This is a genomic window from Citrobacter sp. RHBSTW-00859 (assembly GCF_013729795.1).
In the GTDB taxonomy this organism is placed as follows: Bacteria; Pseudomonadota; Gammaproteobacteria; order Enterobacterales; family Enterobacteriaceae; genus Citrobacter; species Citrobacter braakii.
Genome location: NZ_CP056284.1, coordinates 4,563,054 through 4,586,112, shown reverse-complemented (window position 1 = coordinate 4,586,112; position 23,059 = coordinate 4,563,054). Strand labels below are relative to the sequence as shown.

At 52.0% G+C, this 23,059-nt stretch carries 19 protein-coding genes; 6 read left to right on the top strand and 13 right to left on the bottom strand.

Annotated features, from left to right (window positions below):
- Positions 1-2: 2 nt before the first annotated feature.
- From phnE to HV302_RS22910, 5 genes are all read right to left on the bottom strand, one after another.
- On the bottom strand, positions 3-782 hold the full coding sequence (gene phnE, locus HV302_RS22930; protein ID WP_181626606.1) for a phosphonate ABC transporter, permease protein PhnE: 780 nt from the start codon (positions 780-782) through the stop codon (positions 3-5).
- 104 nt (positions 783-886) lie between these two features.
- On the bottom strand, positions 887-1,903 hold the full coding sequence (gene phnD, locus HV302_RS22925) for a phosphonate ABC transporter substrate-binding protein (RefSeq protein WP_016155399.1): 1,017 nt from the start codon (positions 1,901-1,903) through the stop codon (positions 887-889).
- A gap of 80 nt (positions 1,904-1,983) precedes the next feature.
- Positions 1,984-2,772, bottom strand: coding sequence for a phosphonate ABC transporter ATP-binding protein (gene phnC / locus HV302_RS22920; protein WP_016155400.1), 789 nt, complete (start codon positions 2,770-2,772; stop codon positions 1,984-1,986).
- A gap of 132 nt (positions 2,773-2,904) precedes the next feature.
- The gene (gene yjdN, locus HV302_RS22915) at positions 2,905-3,351 is read right to left on the bottom strand and encodes a VOC family metalloprotein YjdN (protein ID WP_016155401.1); all 447 of its coding nucleotides are present in this window, start codon (positions 3,349-3,351) and stop codon (positions 2,905-2,907) included.
- A 139-nt stretch (positions 3,352-3,490) separates the two neighbouring features.
- Positions 3,491-3,826: a zinc ribbon domain-containing protein YjdM gene (locus HV302_RS22910; protein WP_003031835.1), complete on the bottom strand. Its 336-nt coding sequence runs from the start codon at positions 3,824-3,826 to the stop codon at positions 3,491-3,493.
- Positions 3,827-4,365: 539 nt separating this feature from the next.
- Between HV302_RS22910 and crfC the strand changes: the two genes are divergently transcribed.
- A complete protein-coding gene (gene crfC / locus HV302_RS22905; protein ID WP_181626605.1) occupies positions 4,366-6,723 on the top strand; it encodes a clamp-binding protein CrfC in 2,358 nt (785 codons plus the stop codon).
- On the top strand, positions 6,720-7,613 hold the full coding sequence (locus HV302_RS22900) for a diguanylate cyclase regulator RdcB family protein (RefSeq protein WP_016155481.1): 894 nt from the start codon (positions 6,720-6,722) through the stop codon (positions 7,611-7,613). The genes crfC and HV302_RS22900 overlap by 4 nt, the downstream gene beginning before the upstream one ends.
- A gap of 30 nt (positions 7,614-7,643) precedes the next feature.
- Here HV302_RS22900 and kdgT read toward each other — a convergent pair whose 3' ends face one another.
- Positions 7,644-8,642 carry a 2-keto-3-deoxygluconate transporter gene (kdgT, locus tag HV302_RS22895; RefSeq protein ID WP_016155482.1) on the bottom strand — a complete coding sequence of 333 codons (999 nt, stop codon included), beginning with the start codon at positions 8,640-8,642 and terminating at the stop codon, positions 7,644-7,646.
- Between the two features lie 699 nt (positions 8,643-9,341).
- On the opposite strand from kdgT, the gene proP reads away from it, so the two are divergent.
- Complete coding sequence (proP, locus tag HV302_RS22890; RefSeq protein ID WP_016155405.1) at positions 9,342-10,844, top strand: glycine betaine/L-proline transporter ProP; 1,503 nt, start codon at positions 9,342-9,344, stop codon at positions 10,842-10,844.
- An 82-nt stretch (positions 10,845-10,926) separates the two neighbouring features.
- Positions 10,927-11,016: an LpxT activity modulator PmrR gene (gene pmrR / locus HV302_RS22885; protein ID WP_016155406.1), complete on the top strand. Its 90-nt coding sequence runs from the start codon at positions 10,927-10,929 to the stop codon at positions 11,014-11,016.
- Here the strand turns inward: pmrR and pmrB are convergent.
- From pmrB to melR, 7 genes are all read right to left on the bottom strand, one after another.
- Positions 11,010-12,041 carry a two-component system sensor histidine kinase PmrB gene (gene pmrB / locus HV302_RS22880; protein WP_233596285.1) on the bottom strand — a complete coding sequence of 344 codons (1,032 nt, stop codon included), beginning with the start codon at positions 12,039-12,041 and terminating at the stop codon, positions 11,010-11,012. The two genes, pmrR and pmrB, sit on opposite strands and share 7 nt — an antisense overlap.
- Positions 12,042-12,092: 51 nt before the next feature.
- Positions 12,093-12,761: a two-component system response regulator PmrA gene (pmrA, locus tag HV302_RS22875; protein WP_016155408.1), complete on the bottom strand. Its 669-nt coding sequence runs from the start codon at positions 12,759-12,761 to the stop codon at positions 12,093-12,095.
- Positions 12,762-12,765: 4 nt separating this feature from the next.
- A complete protein-coding gene (gene eptA, locus HV302_RS22870) occupies positions 12,766-14,403 on the bottom strand; it encodes a phosphoethanolamine transferase EptA (protein WP_181626604.1) in 1,638 nt (545 codons plus the stop codon).
- Positions 14,404-14,548: 145 nt separating this feature from the next.
- On the bottom strand, positions 14,549-15,886 hold the full coding sequence (gene adiC, locus HV302_RS22865; protein WP_016155410.1) for an arginine/agmatine antiporter: 1,338 nt from the start codon (positions 15,884-15,886) through the stop codon (positions 14,549-14,551).
- A gap of 127 nt (positions 15,887-16,013) precedes the next feature.
- On the bottom strand, positions 16,014-16,775 hold the full coding sequence (locus HV302_RS22860; protein ID WP_181627486.1) for an AraC family transcriptional regulator: 762 nt from the start codon (positions 16,773-16,775) through the stop codon (positions 16,014-16,016).
- A gap of 315 nt (positions 16,776-17,090) precedes the next feature.
- Complete coding sequence (adiA, locus tag HV302_RS22855) at positions 17,091-19,358, bottom strand: arginine decarboxylase (protein WP_016155412.1); 2,268 nt, start codon at positions 19,356-19,358, stop codon at positions 17,091-17,093.
- A gap of 277 nt (positions 19,359-19,635) precedes the next feature.
- Positions 19,636-20,568 (bottom strand): transcriptional regulator MelR, encoded by a 933-nt coding sequence (melR, locus tag HV302_RS22850; protein ID WP_181626603.1) that lies wholly within the window; start codon positions 20,566-20,568, stop codon positions 19,636-19,638.
- Between the two features lie 119 nt (positions 20,569-20,687).
- Here melR and HV302_RS22845 point away from each other — a divergent pair.
- Positions 20,688-21,385 (top strand): IS1 family transposase gene (locus HV302_RS22845; RefSeq protein ID WP_223429336.1). Its coding sequence is split into 2 segments (ribosomal slippage): positions 20,688-20,937 and positions 20,937-21,385, totalling 699 coding nucleotides; the frame shifts between segments, so codons are not numbered across the junction.
- Between the two features lie 229 nt (positions 21,386-21,614).
- Positions 21,615-22,970: an alpha-galactosidase gene (gene melA, locus HV302_RS22840; protein ID WP_049259806.1), complete on the top strand. Its 1,356-nt coding sequence runs from the start codon at positions 21,615-21,617 to the stop codon at positions 22,968-22,970.
- Positions 22,971-23,059: the final 89 nt, after the last annotated feature.

The following is a 23,059-nucleotide window of genomic DNA, read 5'->3' as shown; positions in this document are numbered from 1 at the left end:
AATCAGATAAAGTGCTTACGCAAACGCTGGGAAAGGAAATCCAGCAGGCTGACGGTGACGATGATTAACACCATCAGGGCGCAGGTTTGCTGGAACTGAAAGCCGCGAATCGCCTCCCATAAGGTCACGCCAATACCGCCCGCACCCACCATTCCGACCACCGTGGCCGAGCGGACGTTGGATTCAAAGCGATATAGCGAGTAGGAGATAAGCAGCGGCATGACCTGTGGCAGAACGCCGTACAGAATCTCTTCAATTTTGTTGGCCCCAGTGGCGCGAATGCCTTCTACTGGACCTGGCTCAATGGCTTCTACCGCTTCCGAAAGCAGCTTGGAGAGCACCCCGGTGGTGTGGATAAACAGTGCCATTACCCCGGCGAACGGACCTAAACCCACGGCGACCACGAACAGCATGGCGAAGACCATTTCATTGATGGCGCGGCAGGCGTCCATCAGGCGACGCATCGGCTGGTAAATCCACCACGGTACGAGGTTATCGGCGCACATCAGGCCAAAGGGAATCGACAGCACAACGGCGAGGGCGGTACCCCAGACGGCAATTTGCAGGGTGACGGCCATTTCACCGAGATAGTCCTGCCACTGACTGAAGTCTGGCGGAAAGAAGTCGGCGGCGAAGGTCGCCATATTGCCGGAATCCTGGATCAGCGTGAGCGGAGCCATTTCGGCACCTTTCCACGAGACCACCAGCACGGAGAGAAGAATGGCCCAGCTCAGCAGTGAGAACCAGCTACGTTTGGGCGGGGCGACGGTGATGGTTTGCATGTTTAGCTCCGTGCGTAGGTTATCGCCGGATGGCAGCGTTTACGCCTTATCCGGCCTACAGAACATCGTCTGCCCGGTAAGCGAAACGCCACCGGGCATCAGGTTTACTGCACCGCTTTAGTCACGCTGGTCATGGCGCCCAGGGCGGCGGTCAAACGGTCAAGGTCGTCGAGCTGCGCTTTCAGCGCCGAGGTTTTGCTGGTTTTCTCTTCCTCGTTCAATCCTTTGTTGCCTTTCACGCCCTGCATCTCTTTAAACAGCGCCAGTTGGCGAATCGGTACCAGTTGCAGGTCGCTGGAGGCACGGAACGGTGCCCATCCCAGGCGTTCCAGGACGGTTTTCTGTTCCGGCGTTTTGCCGTAATTCATAAAGAAGTCGTACACCTTGTCCTTGGTGGTTTCGGAGAGGTTTTTGCGCCAGACGATCGGATCGCCCGGGATCAGCGGTGACTTCCAGATAACCTTCAGCTCTTTCAGTTTTTCCGGCGCGGAGGTTTTCAGCTTGTCGAGGTTTTCGGTGTTGTTGGTGGCGACATCGACCTGTTTGTTGGCGACGGCCAGCGCGTTGGTTTCGTGTCCGGCGTTAACGGTGCGTTTGAAGTCGCTGGCGGAGATGTTGTTTTTGGCGAAGACGTAGTAACCGGGGACGAGGAAGCCTGACGTTGAGTTGGGATCGCCGTTGCCGAATGTCAGATCCTTACGTTTGGCGATCAGATCGTTCAGGTTGTTGATCGGACTGTCTTTGTTAACGATCAACACGCTCCAGTATCCCGGGGAGCCGTCGGCAGCGACGGTTTGGGCAAACACTTGTCCGTTAGCGCGATCCACTGCTTCCATTGCTGAGAGGTTGCCGTACCAGGCGATATCAACTTTGTTAAAACGCATTCCCTGAATGATCCCGGCGTAGTCCGGGGCGAAGAAGGCGTTCACTTTCACGCCCAACGATTTTTCCATGTCCTTCAGGAACGGTTCCCACTGTGGCTTCAGGTTTTGCTGTGATTCGGTCGAAATAATGCCAAAGTTCAGCGCTTTTTCTTGCTCTTCGGCCTGCGCCGGGCTGAACAAGGTGCTGATGCTGAACATGCTGGTAAAGGCCAGCGCGGCAACGGTCTTATAGCTCATGTTGTTTCCTTAATTAGTCTTTGTTCCAGGCTATTTCACTTGCCAGCCTGGCTGCGCCAATAACGCCTGGTTTTTTAGAACTATGCAGCCTGCGCGTTCTGTTCGACGCGGTTCATGCTGCGGTAGAGATGGTCAAAACGATCGTTATCAAAATGCTGGCTGCTGCCATCAAAGAAGACGTTGCCCTGACGAAGCGCGACAATGCGTTCGCAGTAGCGCAGGGCGTAATCCACCTGATGCAGCGTGACGACCACGGTGATGCCGTCGGTCTGGTTAATGTCGCGTAGGGTGTCCATCACGATGCGTGCGGATTCCGGGTCCAGCGAGGCTATCGGCTCGTCGGCAAGGATCACTTTGGCTTGCTGCATCAGCGCGCGGGCAATCGCCACGCGCTGCTGTTGCCCGCCCGAAAGCGTGGAAACGCGCTGGTATGCAAAGTGCGCCATGCCAACGCGGGTCAGCGCCTGTAATGCACGCTGTTTCTGTTCCTGGCTAAACCAGCTAAAACAGGTGCGCCAAAACGGCGTGCTGCCGAGTGCGCCAATAAGGACGTTTTCCAGTACCGTCAGGCGGTTAACCAGATTGAACTGCTGGAAGATGTAGCCGGTGTGGGCGCGGCTTTTGCGGATATCGCGCGCCAGGCGGCCTTCATGTTGAACGGTGCGACCCAGCAGTTCGACGTGGCTACCCGGGGATTTATCACCGACGATCAAACCGCTTAAATGACGTAAAAGGGTGGATTTGCCGGAGCCAGACGGCCCAAGCAGAGCCACCATCTCACCGGAACAGATGTTCAGATCAACCGCATTGAGCGCCTGATGTTGATTGAAGGACTTGGAGAGTTTTTCGACGCGAATAATCGTTTGCATGATGCGGCCTCCCTTAAAAAGTGGCCCCATCGTGGCGGATCAATGTGACGTTTTCGTTAAGGGATGGTTACTTGGTGATGAAGAGTTGAGCGATTTTTGATGACAGTACGGGAGGGCTGGCCTCCCGTTGGATTACTCTGTAGGTTGCTGCTGTTTGACGACGTTGATCATCCACGGCACGCCATACCGATCGCTCACTTTACCGAAACCATGAGCCCAGAAGGTTTCCTGCCAGTCCATTTCGATTTTTCCGTTTGCTGCCAGGTTATCAAACCAGCGTTTGCCTTCGTCGACGTTTTGCGTGTCGAGTACCAGCGTAAAGCCAGAGTAGTGGGCATTTCCGTCGGGGGCGCTATCGCTCATCATGATGTCGCTGCCCGCAACGCGCAGGTTGGCGTGGGCAATGGCGGTATCGGGGAATTTCATGCCTGAAGGGCAACCCTCTTCGCTGTTCTGCGCCGGTTTGGGCATTTCACCGAAGTTGATTTTGTAGAGTAGCTCAGCGCCTAATGTTTTTTGGTAGTAGGCGATAGCATCAGCGCAGTTGCCTGCGAAGGAGATATAGGGACTTAACGGCATAATCTTTACCTCAGGTAAAAGAAACCAGTTAAGTGTAGTTATCGTCTGCAAAAATAAGCCAGGCGGGAAGTATGAGCTTCCCGCCTGGCAGATGAGCTGGCATCGGCCTGATTGACGTAGCGCCATCAGGCAATTTGCATCAGTTCTTTTTCACAAACTCAGATTTCAGCTTCATTGGGCCAAAGCCATCGATTTTGCAATCGATGTTGTGGTCGCCTTCAACCAGACGGATGTTCTTCACTTTGGTCCCGATCTTCAACATGGAAGAGCTACCTTTTACCTTCAGGTCTTTCACTACGGTAACGCTGTCGCCGTCAGCCAGCAGGTTGCCGTTGGCATCTTTAACGATCAGTTCGTCGCTGTCCTGAGCCGGTTCAGCATCGTTCCATTCGTGAGCGCATTCCGGGCAGATGAACATGCCGTTATCTTCGTAAGTGTATTCGGAGTTGCATTGTGGGCAGTGTGGTAATGACATGTGGATTTCCTCAAAAGTCAGCAGGGGCAAATGCGCCCAAAAATGGCAGATTGCCGAAAAAGGCCGCAATTATACATAAAATCCCTGCTTTTGTCGGGACTACTGCGCGATTATGCAAAATGATCTGCTGTAAAGACCCTTTGCTTTTACCTCAATGAAAGTATGGCGGAATATTTTTTAAGGGAAATTGCTACGCTTAGGTATTTAAGATAAGGTGAGGCGAAATATCTGATATTCATAGGTAACGTTGCTTACGGATGCCTAAGCCATTGTGATTGAATATCATTGACCCCCTTAATTTTAGTAGGGGGATTACGCGGGTATTTTTTAAAACTGAACTACGCTGTTTATCTTTCTTACTTATTACATAAGTGAGAGGCATCCGGCCAGCGGTCATACGCCAAATTTATTTTAATAATATCAGTTGGTTGTTTTGATTTTAATTATTTCTACACGTAATTATAAAAGCCAAAAAATCTATAAATAAAACGATTGGGCTAAATAAAAGTAATGCCATTTGCGTTAAGGAAGAATTTTCCATGCACACACAGACAATATATGAATTAAGTCAGGAAGCGGAACGCTTGCTGATGCTCTCGCTTGAACATCTCAGGCAATTGCAAAAATTGCCTATGACGTCGTTGGATGATGTCGCGCTAAAACAAGGAGAGCATAGCAGACAGGTGGTTCAGCCCCTGCATTTCAGCGTGCGTGGCATGGATGTCCAGCAGGCAACGCTCAATAATGAACTGCGTAAGATTACGCGTCTGGAAATGGTGCTGGCGATTGTCGGTACCATGAAAGCGGGAAAATCGACGACGATTAACGCGATTGTAGGGACCGAAGTTTTACCTAATCGTAATCGTCCCATGACGGCGCTACCAACGCTAATTCGCCATACACCGGGGCAGAAAGAGCCGGTGTTGCATTTTTCACATGTCACGCCTATCGATGCCTTAATGAAGGTTTTACAGCAGCGCGTACGCGAGTGCGATCGCCAGCGTCTTACGCAGACCCTGGAAATTGATAAGGATATGAATGTCCTGCTGCAGCATATTGAAAACGGCGTGGCATTTGAGCGGTATTATCTTGGCGCACAGCCTATTTTCCATTGCCTTAAAAGTCTGAATGACCTGGTGCGTTTGTCAAAAGCGCTGGAGGTGGATTTCCCTTTTGCCGCCTATGCCGCGATTGAGCATATTCCGGTAATCGAGGTCGAATTTGTCCATTTGGCCGGTCAGGCGAGCTATCCGGGGCAATTAACCCTGCTGGATACGCCGGGGCCGAATGAGGCCGGGCAACCGCACTTACAGAAGATGCTGAATGAACAGTTGGCGCGGGCTTCTGCGGTACTGGTGGTGATGGATTACACCCAACTGAAATCGATTTCCGATGAAGAAGTGCGCCACGCGATCATGGCGGTCGGCAAGTCAGTGCCGCTGTATGCGCTGGTGAACAAATTCGATCAGAAAGACCGCAACAGTGACGATGAAGAGCAGGTGCGGGCGTTAATTTCCGGCACGCTGATGCAAGGCGGGATTGCCCCGGAGCGAATCTATCCGGTTTCTTCGATGTGGGGGTATCTGGCGAACAGGGCGCGTCATGAGCTGATGACTCGCGGGCGGCTGCCGGATCACCAGGTGCAACGTTGGGTACAGGATTTTGCCGAAGCGGCGCTTGGCCGACGCTGGTGCACCAACGATCTTGAGGATACGGAGCACATCCGCCATGCAGCCGATCTGTTGTGGGAGGATTCACTGTTTGAGCAGCCGATCCAGAAAGTGATTCATGCCGCTTACGCCAATGCTTCGCTGTATGCGCTACGCTCAGCGTCGCATAAGTTATTGAACTATGCGCAAAGCGCGCACGAATATCTGGAGTTTCGCGCCCATGGGTTAACGGTTGCCTATGAAAAACTGCGGCTGAACATCACGCATATTGAAGAGGATATGCAGCAGTTAGAAGTGAGTCAGGGGCGGGTGAGTGATGAAGTCAGTCATGAGGTCGAGCTGGCGCTGGAGGCTGCCGCGGCCTATCTCAATGAGCAACAGACTGAGATTCTGTGCGGCATCAACACGTTCTTTATCAAAGAAAATGTCCTGATGATGTCACAACATGGCCAGGGGGCTGGCGTTTCCTCGGCAGAAATGGCCGGAGAAATGCTGGTGTTGCACGATGAAGGGCAGGCGAAAATCGTGCTGGATAAAATGCGCTCGTCCTGTGAAGTTGTCTTGCTGGCAGCGCAGGAAAGCATCAGCCGGGATTTAGCTCTGCGCTTTGAACAGCTTGAGTCGACGCTGTCCCGGGCGCTAAATGACGCCATGCGCCCCATTGAGCAGCGGGTGAAAGAGGAGCTGAACCACGCTGGTTTTCGTGCGCGGATCCGTTTTCCGGCGTTTCATGCGGCGATGTTTAATTTCAACACCCGCCAGTTGTTCAACGAGGCCATTGAGCAGGATATTCCGGCGGAAAATGCGCCGTCAACTGGCGGTGTGGTGCGTGATACCTTCTCTCGCTGGTTGAATCAGCCCAACTGGGGATGGAATGAGTACGTCGAAACAAAAACGCGTTATCTCATTGATATGGGCGCACTGCATAAGAACCTTGTGCACTATGTCACCCAGTTTTGCCAACAAATTCGTAAAGCTTTAGCTGCGCAGGTCGATATTTCCGTTACGGCAGGCATGGCCACGTTTTTTGCTGATTTTTCACTGTGTTTGACGCAATTACAGGCGAGCCTGCGTGAGAGTCTGACCCTGCGCCAGCAAAATGAATCTGCGGTGAATGCCTTGAACGAACAACTGCAGCATCGCATTACGACTGCGGCATGGCTTTATGAAGATTCCCGCTTGCTGCGCGACGATATCAATACCCTTTTTGCAACCGAGCACACATGACTAACGTGTTACTGGAAGGCCCCGGGCGGACGCTGGAGTGTGTCTACCCGAAGTTTATGGTCGATCTGGTTCAGGGAGATGAAACCAAACGTTCCGGTGGTTTTCTGCAACAGCAGCAGCGGCTGCGTGCGCGCCTGACGCAGGAGGTGCTATCCCAGACGCAACTGCGAGCATGGGTGTTGGCAGGCGTGTCCAGCGAGCATCTGGTGATGCGTCTAAAACTGGTGGAAAAACTGGCGGGCATGATCGATCCGGGCCATCTGGCGCTGGTACGGATCGCCGAAGGGTTGATGTTTTTACAACAAACCGAACACCCGCGTGGACTCTCCACGCCTGGTCTTCTGCAGCAGATAAATTCACTCGCTGACTGGTTTACCCAGCGCGGCGCTTATAAAGAGAAGGCGGTGACGCAACGCGGCCTGACGGTGCAAGCGGGCGAACATAGCGAGCAAATTTTTACCCGCTGGCGGGCTGGCGCGTATGACGGCTGGTCGTTACCTGGACGCTGTTTTGTGGCGTTAGAGGAGCTGCGCTGGGGAGCCTTTGGTGACGCCTGCCGGTTAGCAAATGCCGATGTGGTGTCAATGCTAAAAGACAACCTGCGAACGATGGCTGCTCAGGCGCTGGCGGACAGCGTGAATGCGGCCCCCGCCACGCGTCATTACTATCATCATTGGCTCAGCACGCCGGTTGTTGGCGGCTCGGCTGAGCACAACGATATGTTGAGCTGGCTCGGGGACTGGTGCGATGCGCAGCGTCATCCGGTGAGCTGGTCGGTGACGCAGCGTTGGCAAAATGTGGCGTTGGGCATGCCGAGATTGTGTTCGGCGAAGCGGCTGGTTGATGCGATGGTTGAGGAGATTTTTGCACCGTTCCCGCTCATCAATTGAGCAGGAACGGTGAGTGGGATAAAGGCAGGTTTAGTGGTGCAGGGAGTCTGCCGGGGTAGCCGCCGTCTCATTGACTACCGGGTTTTTATTAAAGCGTTTGGCATACAGCGCGGTGATAATCGGCACCAGAATCGCGGTGACTATCACGCTGGCGGCAACCAGCGCCGTAGCGGATGCGGCAACCGGTTCAAATGCCGGGTTAATCTGGGCGATAATCACCGGGTTTGCCACTGCAGCGCCTGCCGCAGAAGAGGCTGCTACGCCTGCCGTACCGTTCCCGCCACCAATAACGCGGTCAGCAATAATCAGCGGAATACCGGTGATGACGATAACCGCGACGCCCAGCAGGATGCCCAGCAGACCCGTATCAACGATGACGCTCAGGTTAATCGTGTTGCCCAGCGCGAAGCCAAAGAACGGGATCAGCACCGGCGTGGCTTTGCTGAAGAAGGAACGCAGATCGTGATCCAGGTTACCCAACGCAAAACCAATCAGGAACGGTAATACCGCGCCGACAAAATGGTGTGGTTCGAAGGAAGCCAGACCCGCGGAGCCGAGGATCACCATGGTCATTAACGGACCGGATTCCAGAGACATCAACACAAATGCGCCAGACTCTTCTTTGGTTCCGTACTGGTTCATCAGGCTGGCGTACAAACCGCCGTTGGTCATGTCCATCGCTGAAACAATTGCCAGTACCGAAAGACCGGCAAAGAACCCGGTTTGAATACCTGTATCAGGAATAAATGAAGCAGCAATCATTGCCACTACCCATGCCACGGCTATTTTAGTTAATACCAGTGTGCCGGATTTGCGTAATACCGTGCCGGTTGCTCGTAAATCAATAGATGCACCGATACAAAAAAACCACACTGCCAGAATCGGCACCGTTCCGCTGATCATTCCTTTGGTAAACGAACCGAAATACGCGCCGGTATCCGGAGCTAACGTATTTAACACTGCGCCTAATAACAGAGGAATCAACATCATTCCGCCAGGGATGCGTTCAATCGTGGCTTTAATTTTCATAAGCGTCCTCATCTCTTGTCGCAGGTAATACACGCGCAAGGAAATAAAAATTAATAAATTCAAATGGTTACTGGTATTTCTTAACAAAGAAAACAGCTATCTCTTTGTTTTATAAAATCTAACGCGGCATACGTTGAGCGTGTTGCTGCTCCCAGGGATATTGCGTCTGGAATTAGTTTGCATTCATAGGAACATTGATTCAATCAAAATAAAACGATGTTTTAGTTATCTTCATCACATATTCCGAGCAAAAGTTCCTGAGTGCTCTGATTATTAAAAAAGCTGTGATCTTTTTGTGAAGAGATTAGGTGGGTTTTTGCCTAGCAGAATAATAGTGACTGTTGTGATTGTTGGTGCAACAAAGCGATTTATTCTTGTATTTAATTGCCAGAAAATCGCAAGCATTACATGTAAAAAAGTTGACTAAGAATGACCTGATTTACGCATGTTGACGAAATGGAAATCTATATGTGAAGTTGATCACAAATTTAAACACTGTTAGGGTAAAGAGGTCATTAACCGCCCAATCAGGCGTCAACAGGTTCGGTTGTACTGCTCGTTTCTCGTCAGTGTAAGTAAACCTGCTACGCTTGTTACAGGGAATGCGTCTGTGCATTCCCCGCTCGGTGATGACCTTGACGCAGGGGCGTTGAGGGACTCGATCTGTAGCGTGACAGGGCTAAGTCTATGAGGACGAGTATGCTAAAAAGGAAAAAAATAAAACCAATTACGCTGCGCGACGTTACCATCATTGATGACGGTAAACTGCGAAAAGCCATTACCGCGGCGTCGTTAGGTAATGCGATGGAGTGGTTTGATTTTGGTGTTTATGGGTTTGTTGCTTACGCATTAGGTAAAGTGTTCTTCCCGGGGGCTGACCCCAGCGTACAGATGGTTGCTGCACTTGCCACCTTCTCTGTTCCCTTTCTGATTCGACCGCTTGGCGGATTGTTCTTCGGTATGCTTGGCGATAAATACGGTCGTCAGAAGATCCTCGCTATCACCATTGTGATTATGTCGATAAGTACCTTCTGTATCGGTCTCATTCCCTCGTATGCCTCGATTGGTATCTGGGCGCCGATTCTGCTGTTGCTGTGTAAAATGGCGCAGGGGTTCTCAGTCGGCGGAGAGTATACCGGGGCGTCGATTTTTGTCGCAGAGTACTCGCCAGACCGTAAGCGCGGATTTATGGGCAGCTGGCTGGACTTCGGCTCGATTGCCGGGTTTGTGCTGGGTGCGGGCGTGGTAGTCCTGATCTCAACTATCGTCGGCGAAGAAAACTTCCTTGAGTGGGGCTGGCGTATTCCGTTCTTCCTGGCGCTACCGTTAGGGCTTATTGGCCTGTACCTGCGTCATGCACTGGAAGAGACGCCGGCGTTCCAGCAGCACGTGGATAAACTGGAGCAGGGCGATCGTCAGGGACTGCAGGACGGTCCGAAGGTGTCGTTCAAAGAGATTGCGACCAGGCACTGGCGCAGCCTGCTGGCATGTATTGGTCTGGTGATTGCCACCAACGTCACCTACTACATGCTGCTCACCTATATGCCGAGCTACCTGTCGCATAACCTGCATTACTCTGAAGACCACGGCGTGCTGATTATTATCGCCATCATGATTGGTATGCTGTTTGTGCAGCCGGTGATGGGTCTGCTCAGCGACCGCTTCGGACGCCGTCCGTTTGTGATAATGGGCAGTATTGCGCTGTTTGTGCTGGCTATTCCGGCATTTATTCTGATTAACAGTAACGTCATCGGCCTGATTTTCGCCGGGTTGCTGATGCTGGCGGTGATCCTCAACTGCTTTACCGGGGTGATGGCGTCAACGTTACCAGCGATGTTCCCGACGCATATTCGCTACAGTGCCCTGGCCGCAGCGTTTAATATCTCGGTATTGGTCGCCGGTCTGACACCGACGTTGGCCGCATGGCTGGTGGAAAGCTCGCAGAATCTGATGATGCCTGCTTATTATCTGATGGTGATTGCGGTGATAGGTTTAATTACCGGCGTGACCATGAAAGAGACGGCTAATCAGCCGCTGAAGGGGGCTACGCCTGCCGCTTCGGATATTCATGAAGCGAAAGAGCTCCTCGGCGAGCACTACGATAATATTGAGCATAAAATCGAAGATATCGATCAGGAAATTGCTGAGCTGCAGCTTAAGCGTACGCGCCTGGTGCAGCAGCATCCGCGGATTGATGAGTAATCATGTGATTTATCATATCCACTTAAGGTTGGCTTAATCTGTGTCAGGCAAACTCTCCTCCAGAGTATCGGAGGAGAGTGTCATGAAAAACCGCATTTATGAAAGTTTGACCACCGTGTGCAGCGTGCTGATCGTCAGCAGCTTTTTGTACGTTTGGGTGAGTTCTTACTGACCTTTCTCTAATTCCACCCAAGCGCGAGTGCCGGTGGTTCCCTGACGATTTTGCAAATAGAAATGCCCGTGATGTAATTGGGTGATACGACTGACAATGCTCAGCCCCAGCCCAATCCCGCCAAAACGGCTGTCCATACGCACAAACGCTTTACTCAGCTCCCCGCATTTACTCTCATCAATGCCAGGGCCTTCATCTTCGACGGCGATAACGGCATCATGCTCTGTATTCAGGCTAATCGTAATATGGGTGCCTTCCGGGCTGTAACGATGCGCGTTCTCCACCAGATTTCGCAGCAGCATTCGTAATAGCGTCGCATCGCCACGTACGACAACGTCCGCCGTGCTTTGCGGTAGGAGCAGCGTCTGCTGACGCTGGTCCAGCATGGTGCTGAGTTCATCGTAGGAGGGCAAAATCACGTCCTCCAGCAGTTTGACGTGCTGGTAGCTCCCGGCCGAGAACGACTGTCCAACGCGGGCGAGTTGCAGCAGTTGCGACACGCTGTCCATCATTTGGTCAAGGCGGGCGATTAACGGTGAAACGTCGACCTTATGGGTTTTGGATAGTAATTCCAGATGCAGGCGAACGCCTGACAGTGGAGTGCGCAGTTCGTGGGCGACATCGGCGGTAAATAAGCGCTCGTTTTCAATGGTGCTCGTCAGCCGCGTCACCAGCTCGTTGAGCGCTGAGACGACCGCCTGGATCTCAACGGTTGAACTGTGAACTTCAATCGGAGCAAGGTTATCGGCTGCCCGCGTTTCTAACTCTTTTTGCAGATCCGCCAGCGGGCGAGTAATACGCCGCACTGCCTGGTAGCAAATCAGCAGCGTCAGGCTGACCATAAAGATACCGGGGACGATCAGGCTGGCGATGGCCTCGCGGATTTCATGCAGGATGTGGCGATCGTTGTTACGATTTTCGCGTAACGCCTGCTCAAATAGCTGTATTTGTTCGGTGCTTTCGTGCCACAACCAGAAGGTGCTAATCAACTGGAAGACCAGCAGAATAAGACCGATGGTCAGCATCAGGCGATGACGCAGCGGGAGCGGTTTTTTTAGATATTGCAGTAGCTTCACTTAGCTTTCCTCAGTGGCAACCAGCATATAGCCAAATCCCCTGACTGTGCGGATACGTGATTTACCCACTTTGTCCCGCAGGTTGTGAATGTGCACTTCCAGCGTATTGGTCGACGGTTCGTTATCCCAGCTGTAGATGTCGTTATACAGGATCTCCCGGTGTACCGGGCTGCCCGCTTTAAGCATCAGGCGCGACAGGAGTGCGTATTCTTTCGGCGTTAAGATAACTTCTTGTCCATCCATCCACACCTGGCGACGACCGATATTCAGCGTCAGGTTACTGACAATGAGTTCACTTTCACCCTGATTGTTATGACGACGCAGCAGCGCCCGGATGCGGGCATGCAGTTCTTCCAGTGCGAACGGTTTGACCAGATAGTCATCGGCACCAACGTCCAGCCCGCTGACCCGGTCTTTCACCGTATCGCGGGCGGTGAGGATAAGCACCGGCACGGTGTATTTTTTCTGTCTGATGCGGTTCAGGAAGTGCAGGCCGTCTTCATCCGGTAAGCCCAGGTCCAGAACCACCAGACTGTAATGGCCGGTCTCCAGACACTGCTCCGCGGCACGGGCCGTTGATACGCCGTCGCAGGCATAGCCTTCTGTTTGCGCGGCGAGTATCAGTCCCTGTAATAACAACGTATCGTCTTCAACAATCAGAATTTTCATTCGTTTAGCCTCCCCGGCAGGGTTGCAGAATATCATCTGCCGCCTGATATTTCTGTGTTTGCACGCCTGTTAATCCCAGCAGGGTTGAGAAGAGATTATCCTGTGAGAAGTCCTCTGAGCCTGCCCGTTTTTGCAAACATGTCTGAGAGACTTGATAGCGTTGCTGATAATCTTCTGAGAGCCACAGCAGCATCGGCACATGTTTTTGCGTATCTGGCGCAATCGAATATGGCAGGCCGTGTAAATAGATGCCATTTTCCCCTAAGGATTCACCGTGATCGGAAAGGTAGACCAGGCTGGTGGTGAAATTATCCTGATGCTCTTTCAGTATATTGATTGCTTTATCAACAATATAGTCGACGTAAAGAATGGTGTTGTCATAGGTATTGACCAACTGTTGCTGTGAACACGTCTGGATTTCGTTGGTGTCACAGGTTGGCGTAAATTTCTTGAACTGCGCAGGATAGCGGTTGTAATAGGTCGGACCGTGGCTGCCGATGGTGTGCAGCACAATCACGCCGTCGCCTTGCAGGTTATTAATGTACTCTTCCAGCCCGTGGAACAGCACGTCATCGTAGCATTCCCCGTCAATACACTGCCCTGGCAGGTTCAGCTTAGTCATATTCTGGTGCGGTACCCGGTCGCATGCCCCTTTGCAGCCGCCGTCGTTATCGTTCCACAGAACGTTAATTCCCGCCCGCTGAATAATGTCGAGCACGCCTTCCTGATGCTGCGCCAGTTCTTCATCGTAGTGCGCGCGTGGCATACCCGAGAACATGCAGGGGACAGATACTGCCGTTGCCGTTCCGCAGGATGTGGTACGGGGGAAATAGACCACATCATCTTTTTCCAGCAACGGGTTGGTCTGGCGCGAATAGCCTGACAGCGAGAAGTTATCGCCGCGTGAGGTCTCGCCGAGCACCACAATCGTCAGGTTCTTACGCTTTTCTTTCACCATCAACGGATTGCGATGGGCGTCTTCGCCAATGCGTACCAGCGGCAGGTGGGCCAGCCTCTGGTGTGAATACCAGGAAGAGGTCGCCACAATGCTGTTGGATGGGCTGAGGGATTTCACCAGTTCTTTATTGTTGCGAAACAGTGAGGCGTAATCTTTGTAGAAGAACGCGGCGACCAGCATGATCAGCAGCGCGGAGATCAGAATATTCGCGCCACGGAACAGTACGCTGCGCATGGCCGGGGCGATCGGTTTGATTCTTACCCAGCAGGCAATGAGCGCGGCGAGAATGCCGCTTACTCCGAGCGTGATGAGCATTTGCGGCGTCAGCAAAGCAAAGGTTTCGGCGGGTGTGGTGTCCATCATATTGGCGATCATCGAGCGGTCAATGATGATGCCGTAGGTCATGATGAAATATTGGGCCGATGCGCCAACCAGAATGAAAACGCAGGCCACCAGGCGATTAAGCCACAGGAATGAGGCCAGCGTCAGCACAATGTTCATGACGCTGAAAGCGACGACCGGCATCGACAAAAACACCAGCACGTTACGCACGGAATCCAGCGGCAGGGCTTGCAGCACTTGTTTATAGAACGCAATGTTCAGGAAAGTCGCAAGATAAAATGAGATCAGGAGAAGCCAGCTGATTAGCCCAAGAGTGGGTCTTTTAAACAGGTGCTTTAACATTAAGGGGGTTCCATCGACTAAGTGGTACAAATCCTCTCAAAGTAAAATTAAGCTAACCTTAAGTTCTTAATGTTGATTTCAGGAATCGCGGGGGACGGCGTTGGCCCGATGAACTTACGCCATCGGGCAACGACGACTGTTTGCGTTAGTTATTGTTTACCGGAGCATCCAATGGATATGGGTTTTTATGGATCCGATTGTAGTTCAGTGCATACAGCGCGGTGATGATCATCAGTGTGACGAATGACCACATCACCTCTTTGGCACCGGAACCGACAACGGCCCAAATGCAGTAAACAAAAGCGATAAAGGTCACCAGTAAGTACATCGGACGCGCTTTACCAAAGTGACCATGGCCGAGCAGCAGCAGCGCGGCGCAGGTGTACAGATACGGCACCAGCGTGAAGATAACGGAGACTGAAGAGACCAGACCAAACTCTTTCGCAGCGTTTGGCGACATGCTGCTGAACTGGAAGATGGTCATCAGAACGCCGACGATAATTAACCCGGCTACCGGCGTACCGGCTTTGTTAACGCGGGCAAAAATCGGTGGGAACAGGCCGTCATCGGCTGCCGCTTTGGCGGTTTGCCCGGCAAGCAGCGTCCAGCCGCCCAAGGAACCAAGGCACCCGGCCGCAGCACAGAAGGAGACAATCGCCCCAGCGGTGTCACCCAGCGCCATGCGTGCGGCATCACCGAACGGGGAGGCTGAAACACGCAGCGCCGCGTTAGGGATCATACCCATAATCGCCGTGGTGGAGAGCACATAGCAAACGGCGGCAATCAGCACGCCGCCCATGGTGGCGATAGGCACGTTACGTTTGGGATTTTTAACCACACCTGCCGCGACGGAGGCGCTTTCCACGCCGATAAATGACCACAAAGTTACGTTCAGAGTGCTTTGAATCGCACCGAAGGTGTTCATGCCGCTGACGTTCCATGCCGCCATATAGGTTTCACCCCGGAACCAGAACCAGCCGAAGACGGCAATACCGACAATTGGCACCAGCGCCAGTACCGTTGCGACGGCCTGTACACGGGTGATCATTTTTGGTCCGACAATGTTCAGCAATACGAAGATCCACAGTACCACGACGCAGGTCAACGTCAGGACCAGCGGATCTTTTAAGATGGGGAAGAAGTAGCTCAGGTAACCGACGCCAATAACCACCATGGCGATGTTACCAATCCAGCAAGCCAGCCAGTACAGGACGTTGGTCTGGTAGCCCAAAAAAGGACCGAAACAGCGGCGGGCATAAGCGTAAGAACCACCGGGACTGGAGTCTAAGGACGACATTTTCGCGTACACCATCGACAGCGCCAAAGCACCGATAATAGTGACCAACCATCCGTAGATTGCAATCCCGCCAGTTGACGCAAGGTTTGCGGGTAGCAGGAATACACCGGAACCCATAATATTCCCCGACACCATAAGGGTGACGGGGATTAAGCCCACTTTGTGAGCATCAGCATCCGTCGACATATTTAGTAACTCCTGATAAGGATAAATGACGTCTTATCATACCTCTTCAGAAGACTATTTTATGATGGCGGACTGGGGGTATCGCTAATGCTGATATTATTATGGCTTATCGCTAACTGATTAAAAATCAGGCAGCGGATGGCTCCCTATGTTGACTGACATAATGCAGAGGCGTCATCCCATAGAACTCTTTGAATACGGAAATAAAGTACGAGGTACTGTTATATCCGCACAGTTGAGAGACCTGGGAAATGTTTTTGCCGTCCATCAATAATTTATTGACGGCATAACGCATGCGACACGTGGTAATTATTTGGCTGTAACTTGTATTTTCACTTTTGAGCTTTTTCTTTAACAAACTGGGGCTCAGGCATAAGCAACTGGCAACCATGCTTAAATTCCAGTCTTTATGTATATCGCTCTCAATAATGTGATAAACGCTGTCGCTGATACGACTGCGTAGTATATGCATGAGCAGAGAAATAAACTTTTTGCTGCCGAGAAAGCGTGATAACACCGTGAACAGTAGCGATCGCGTGCGCACACTTTCACCTTCGTCCATTGTGTCCATTACGCTATATTGGGCAGCCACCCGGAAGACATCCGGCGTCAGACAGACGGCGGTCATCACTGGGTTGGCACTGCGTTGCCAGAGTGGGATCTGTGAAAGGTCTTTATTTAAAAAACGTAGATAGTCTTTAATGATATCACGGCTGATATGTACGACCAGTGCGTTATTAAGTGATGAGAAATCGATAATATTATTATCGCATGCTACCAGCGCCATATGATTAGCTTTTAAGCTGATGGCTTCTTTACCGTTAATCCTTAACCAAACATCCTTCTCCGTTAATACAACAACACAAGCTGCTCTGCTGCAAACCCTCATACCCAAACTCCAGGAATATGAACATAAAACACCGTAGCTCACCATCAGATGAACCATATCGGCTAAATTGAAATTGTATGATGAATCCAGGACCGCATTAAAATAACGTGTCTGAAATTAATTACAATGTTTGGTGGGAATTTTCTTATGTACACTTTTTTTTACGCAAGTGGAAACGTGATATTTGCGTATAAAAAAAGCGCGGGGTGGTCCCGCGCAAAAAGGTATGACAATGTTATTGTTTTGCAGCAATACTCAGGAATTACTCAAGCATGACATGTCTACCTTAAAAATCGGACTATCTATAAAATGACATTATGCTTTCACGCACATGACGTGATATACACCGTCAATAATTTCCGTTCCTTCGGTTTCATGTTCAAATCCAGGGAAGTGGTGGTCCCAGGACTGCAACGAACGTAGATAACTAATCTGCGGGCTATTGGCGTCGCCAAAGTTTTCCCCGGACAGCAGCATTGGAATTCCCGGTGGGTAAGGAATTACGGAATTCGCAGCTATACGACCCGGCAGATTTTCAATGGCCACCATCTCAACGTTATCGCTGACTATCGCGTTATAGGCTTCACGCGGGGTGATTTCAGCAACAGGCAGGCCGGAGTAGGCCGCGTTGAGTCGGCTGCCAGGGTTGTTCTCTTTCAGCCAGGCAAACATGGTGTCGCCCAGATCGTGAATGCCCATGTTGGCGTAAGTGTCAGGATGTTCCTCAACCAGTTCTGGCATCACCTGCGCCAGCGGTGTATTGGCATCGTAATGGTGTTTGAATGAGCACAGGGTATTGATCAGCGTGCCCCATTTCCCACGGGTAATCCCCATTGAGAACAGGAACATAATCTGGAAATCGGTGGTACGGGTCGGCACGATACCGTGGCGGCCAAGCCAGGCGGTGACCAGCGCTGCCGGTACGCCGCTCTCTTCCAGTTCGCCATCATCGCCCATCCCCGGAGCCAGAATACTGACTTTGATTGGGTCCAGCATGCTCCAGTTATCCGGCAGGTCTTTAAACCCGTGCCAGGATTCACCCGGACGCATCACCCAGCAGTTCTGGTCAGTGGTCAGGAGTTGGGTTGGCGCATCGGCAAAGTCATAAGTTTTGCCGGTTTGCGGGTCAGTCACCACTTCTTTGTTCCACGGTTTGAAGAACCAGTCGCCTTCGGCGGAAAATTCTTTGTACAAACGCGCCATGGCCTGACGGAAATCGACCGCTTCGTCGATCACTTCCTGGGTGAGCGACAGACCGCTGTTGCCGTCCATCATGGAGACCGCCACGTCGTTTGATGCGCAGATGGCATACAGCGGGGAGGTGGTGGCGTGCATCATGTACGCCTGGTTAAAGCGGGAGAAGTTCACGGCCCCACGACCTTCACGGACGTGAATGTAAGACGCCTGAGAGAGCGCGTTCAGCAGTTTGTGGGTCGAGTGGGTCGCAAAAACGGTAGGACCGTTATGATCGCCCGGCGCGCCACGCATAGCGTAGTGATCGGCATAAATTGGGTTAAAGCGGGCATAGCCGTACCAGGCCTCATCGAAGTGGATGCGATCGCTGGTTTGCGCGAGCAGGTCCTGGGCCTCTTTGGCGTTGTAGCAAACACCGTCATAAGTACAGTTGGTCACAACGCTGTAAGACGGTTTTTGCCCGGCCTTGCCCTTAGTCAGCGGGCTTTCGCTGATTTTTTTCTGCAATGTTTCAGGTTGCATTTCTTGCGGGTAGATAGGGCCGATAATGCCGTACCGGTTGCGACTTGGCACCATGTACACCGGTTTTGCGCCGGTGAGGATCAACCCCTGCTCGATAGATTTGTGGCAGTTACGATCCAGCACCACGACGTCGTTGTCGGTCATACAAGCCTGCATGATGGTGCGGTTAGAGCCGGAAGTCCCGACCACTACGGACCAGGAGCGGTCAGCGCCAAACACGCGGGCGGCATATTTTTCGCTCTCGCCAAATGCGCCGGTATGATCCAGCAGTGAGCCGAGCGATGCGCGTTCAATACCCATGTCGCTACGGAATAAGTTTTCACCGTAGTAATCATGGTAAAAACGACCCGCCGGCGTTTTGGTAAATCCGACACCGCCCTGGTGACCAGGCGCTGCCCAGGAGTATTCATGGATGTCGCCGTACTTCATCAGCGCGCTGAACAGTGGCGGCAGAAGCTGCTGGCGGTAACGGGTCATCGCCGCAACGGCACGTCCGGCAATAAAGTCTGCGGTATCTTCCATAATCCAGGCGAATTCATCGACAAGCTCCAGCAGGTCGCGATCCAGCGATGCGGTGGCTTTTTCGCGATCGCCCAGCAGGAAAACGGGAACGTTTTGCTGGCGCTCGTGGAGCTTGCCGATCAATTGCCTGACGTTCAGGTGCTCGTCTTGTTGTTCCATTTGATAGCTAAACATCAGGCAATCAATGGCTTCATTAGCGGCGAGGATTGCGTAACCATCGTCGAATGAGGTGGACTTAATGACGGTAACATTTTGGCGGCTTAATGCGTCAGCCAGACGTTCGACAGCGCTACCGACCCAGGTGTCCTGATGCAGAAACTCACTTTCAACAATTAATACTTTCATCATCTTTTACCCGGTTGTGGAAAGGTTGCAATTTATGGATTGCAGACACACCGTATGAATGTGACGCAGGCAAGTATTATCCTGACAAAATGGGCTGTAAAGCGGGTGATAAATAGTCTGATTTGTGTTTAATTTGTTTTTAAACAAATAGTTATGTTTGCTTGCTGGCGATTTTTCACCGCTGTTTATCGACAGGGGGAATATTTTTTTGGCTGATACTGATATCGGCGAACGATAGGGATCGTAGGCTGGGGAAACGCCGGTGGTTTCTGGCTGCTCAGCCAGCCATTGTTTGCCGGCGCTGCTGGCTCAGTTTGCGGTACTGCTGCGGCGACATGCCGACAAACTTGCTGAAAGTGTCATAAAAACGGCTGCTGGATCGGAATCCCGCGGTCAACGCGACGTCAAGAATGGTTTTATCGGTATCGCTAAGCAATGCGCGGACGTGATTGATCCGCATTGCGGTGATGTACTGCTTCATGGTGAGTTGCATCACGCGCTGGAAAATCCCCATCGCGTAGTTGGCGTTGAGCTTCACGTGTTCCGCGACGTCGTTGATAGTGAGCACCTGATCGTAGTTATCGGCAATAAAACTCAGCATCTGGCTTACGTAAAACTGGGCGTGCCGCGAAACGCTGTTTTTGTGCGTCCGCGAAGTTTTATTGACCAGGATTGGCTGCCAGCCGGAAAGGCTAAACCGCTTGAGCATCAGACCAATTTCATCAATGGCGAGCTGGCGAATTTGCTCGTTCGGGTTGCTCAGCTCCTGTTGCCAGCGCTGAACTTCAAAGGTGCTCAGCTGCTGCGACGCCAGCGATTTGATGACCATGCCATGGGTAACGTGGTTGATCAGTTCGCGATCCAGCGGCCAGGAAAGGAAAAGGTGCATCGGTAAATTGAAGATAGCCATGCTTTGGCAACGGCCCGGACACGTGAGCTGATGCGGCGTACAGGCCCAGAAAAGCGTAATGTGTCCCTGTTTTATCTGCACCACTTCGTTGTTGATGAGGTACTCAACGTCGCCATCAAACGGCACATTAATCTCCACCTGCCCATGCCAGTGACTGGCAGGCATAGCATGCGGTGAGCGCAGCTCAATATCCATCCGTTGATATTCTGAGTACAGCGACAATGGGCTGCGGGTTTGCTCTTCATCGCTGCTACACATGTGCGGATCGGGGGGAAGAGGCGATGTCGGTAATGTACTCATGGTTGCTCCATTTCCTGAATTATCAGAATCATGTCATTTGCTGCGCATTAAGGCTGAGAATCAGGGTGATGCTGCCAACTTACTGATTTAGTGTATGATGGTGTTTTTGAGGTGCTCCAGTGGCTTCTGTTTCTATCAGCTGTCCCTCCTGTTCAGCTACTGACGGGGTGGTGCGTAACGGCAAAAGCACTGCCGGACATCAGCGCTATCTCTGCTCTCACTGCCGTAAAACATGGCAACTGCAGTTCACTTACACCGCTTCTCAACCCGGTACGCACCAGAAAATCATTGATATGGCCATGAATGGCGTTGGATGCCGGGCAACCGCCCGCATTATGGGCGTTGGCCTCAACACGATTTTACGTCACTTAAAAAACTCAGGCCGCAGTCGGTAACCTCGCGCATACAGCCGGGCAGTGACGTCATCGTCTGCGCGGAAATGGACGAACAGTGGGGCTACGTCGGTGCTAAATCACGTCAGCGCTGGCTGTTTTACGCGTATGACAGGATACGGAGGACGGTTGTGGCGCACGTCTTCGGTGAACGCACTCTGGCCACACTGGAGCGTCTTCTGAGCCTGCTGTCGGCCTTTGAGGTCGTGGTATGGATGACGGATGGCTGGCCGCTGTATGAATCCCGCCTGAAGGGAAAGCTGCACGTAATCAGCAAGCGTTACACTCAGCGCATTGAGCGACATAACCTGAATCTGAGACAACATCTGGCAAGGCTGGGACGGAAGTCACTGTCGTTCTCAAAATCGGTGGAGCTGCATGACAAGGTCATCGGGCATTATCTGAACATAAAACACTATCAGTAAGTTGGAGTCATTACCGAGAATCAGGACACAAATCGGACCGATATCATTGAGCATAGTGAGATTTTGGGGCCGCATACTCTGCTTTTTGTGCAATTTTGTCCCATAAACTCAGATCCAGTATGGGACAAAGAGGCGATCTGAGTTTATGGGAATGCTCGCCAGGGAAGTCGGAAGTTTTCATCTATGCGCTGTGCCACCATGACTGTGTTCACTAATGTTCTGGAGAGTCATGATGTCTGCACCCAAAATTACCTTTATCGGCGCCGGTTCCACGATTTTCGTCAAAAATATCCTCGGGGACGTCTTTCATCGCGATGCGCTGAAATCTGCGCATATCGCCTTGATGGACGTCAATCCTACTCGGCTGGAAGAGTCACACATTGTGGTGCGTAAGTTGATGGACTCAGCGGGCGCGTCCGGGCGTATCACCTGCTATACCGATCAAAAAGCGGCATTGCAGGATGCTGATTTTGTGGTGGTCGCTTTCCAGATTGGTGGCTATGAACCTTGTACCGTTACCGATTTTGCGGTGTGTAAACGTCATGGTCTGGAGCAGACGATTGCCGATACGCTGGGGCCAGGCGGCATTATGCGCGCGCTGCGCACTATCCCGCATTTATGGCAGATTTGTGAGGATATGACCGAAGTCTGCCCGCAGGCCACCATGCTTAACTACGTTAACCCGATGGCGATGAACACCTGGGCAATGTATGCGCGCTATCCGCATATTAAGCAGGTTGGATTGTGTCACTCGGTGCAAGGGACAGCGGAGGAGCTGGCCCGCGATTTGAACATCGACCCGGCCTCTTTGCGCTATCGCTGCGCCGGGATCAACCATATGGCGTTTTATCTGGAACTTGAGCGTAAAACGGCTGACGGTGCTTATGTGAATCTCTATCCGGAGCTGCTGGCGGCCTATGAATCTGGTCAGGCGCCGAAACCGAATCTTCACGGTAATACCCGTTGTCAGAACATTGTGCGCTATGAAATGTTCAAAAAGCTGGGCTATTTCGTCACTGAGTCGTCGGAGCATTTCGCGGAATATACGCCGTGGTTTATCAAACCAGGGCGTGAGGATCTGATTGAGCGCTATAAGGTTCCACTGGATGAGTATCCAAAACGCTGTGTGGAACAGCTGGCGAACTGGAACAAAGAGCTGGAAGAGTACAAAACGGCGGCGCGGATCGAGATTAAACCGTCACGTGAATATGCCAGCACTATCATGAACGCTATCTGGACCGGTGAACCGAGCGTGGTGTATGGCAACGTTCGCAATGACCATCTGATCGATAACCTGCCGCAAGGCTGTTGCGTGGAGGTGGCTTGCCTGGTCGATGCGAATGGTATCCAGCCAACGAAGGTGGGTACTCTCCCGTCACATTTGGCGGCCATGATGCAAACCAATATCAATGTTCAGACCCTGCTAACGGAAGCCATTCTGACGGAAAATCGCGATCGCGTTTATCACGCGGCGATGATGGATCCGCATACCGCTGCGGTATTGGGGATTGAGGAGATTTATGCGCTGGTGGACGACCTGATCGCGTCTCATGGCGACTGGTTGCCGGCCTGGTTACACCGTTAACACACCATTACGCCGGGCAGAGCATCCGGCGTTTAACCTCTGACGTTTCCTCTAACAGAAGGCGGGCGCTGGTAACGGCGACCCGATAC

Bases quoted from the DNA above. Each gene is read 5' to 3' on its own strand.
- phnE (WP_181626606.1), bottom strand. From the start codon at position 782: ATGCAAACCATCACCGTCGCCCCGCCCAAACGTAGCTGGTTCTCACTG.
- phnD (WP_016155399.1), bottom strand. From the start codon at position 1,903: ATGAGCTATAAGACCGTTGCCGCGCTGGCCTTTACCAGCATGTTCAGC.
- phnC (WP_016155400.1), bottom strand. From the start codon at position 2,772: ATGCAAACGATTATTCGCGTCGAAAAACTCTCCAAGTCCTTCAATCAA.
- yjdN (WP_016155401.1), bottom strand. From the start codon at position 3,351: ATGCCGTTAAGTCCCTATATCTCCTTCGCAGGCAACTGCGCTGATGCT.
- HV302_RS22910 (WP_003031835.1), bottom strand. From the start codon at position 3,826: ATGTCATTACCACACTGCCCACAATGCAACTCCGAATACACTTACGAA.
- crfC (WP_181626605.1), top strand. From the start codon at position 4,366: ATGCACACACAGACAATATATGAATTAAGTCAGGAAGCGGAACGCTTG.
- HV302_RS22900 (WP_016155481.1), top strand. From the start codon at position 6,720: ATGACTAACGTGTTACTGGAAGGCCCCGGGCGGACGCTGGAGTGTGTC.
- kdgT (WP_016155482.1), bottom strand. From the start codon at position 8,642: ATGAAAATTAAAGCCACGATTGAACGCATCCCTGGCGGAATGATGTTG.
- proP (WP_016155405.1), top strand. From the start codon at position 9,342: ATGCTAAAAAGGAAAAAAATAAAACCAATTACGCTGCGCGACGTTACC.
- pmrR (WP_016155406.1), top strand. From the start codon at position 10,927: ATGAAAAACCGCATTTATGAAAGTTTGACCACCGTGTGCAGCGTGCTG.
- pmrB (WP_233596285.1), bottom strand. From the start codon at position 12,041: ATGCTGACCATCGGTCTTATTCTGCTGGTCTTCCAGTTGATTAGCACC.
- pmrA (WP_016155408.1), bottom strand. From the start codon at position 12,761: ATGAAAATTCTGATTGTTGAAGACGATACGTTGTTATTACAGGGACTG.
- eptA (WP_181626604.1), bottom strand. From the start codon at position 14,403: ATGTTAAAGCACCTGTTTAAAAGACCCACTCTTGGGCTAATCAGCTGG.
- adiC (WP_016155410.1), bottom strand. From the start codon at position 15,886: ATGTCGACGGATGCTGATGCTCACAAAGTGGGCTTAATCCCCGTCACC.
- HV302_RS22860 (WP_181627486.1), bottom strand. From the start codon at position 16,775: ATGAGGGTTTGCAGCAGAGCAGCTTGTGTTGTTGTATTAACGGAGAAG.
- adiA (WP_016155412.1), bottom strand. From the start codon at position 19,358: ATGAAAGTATTAATTGTTGAAAGTGAGTTTCTGCATCAGGACACCTGG.
- melR (WP_181626603.1), bottom strand. From the start codon at position 20,568: ATGAGTACATTACCGACATCGCCTCTTCCCCCCGATCCGCACATGTGT.
- melA (WP_049259806.1), top strand. From the start codon at position 21,615: ATGATGTCTGCACCCAAAATTACCTTTATCGGCGCCGGTTCCACGATT.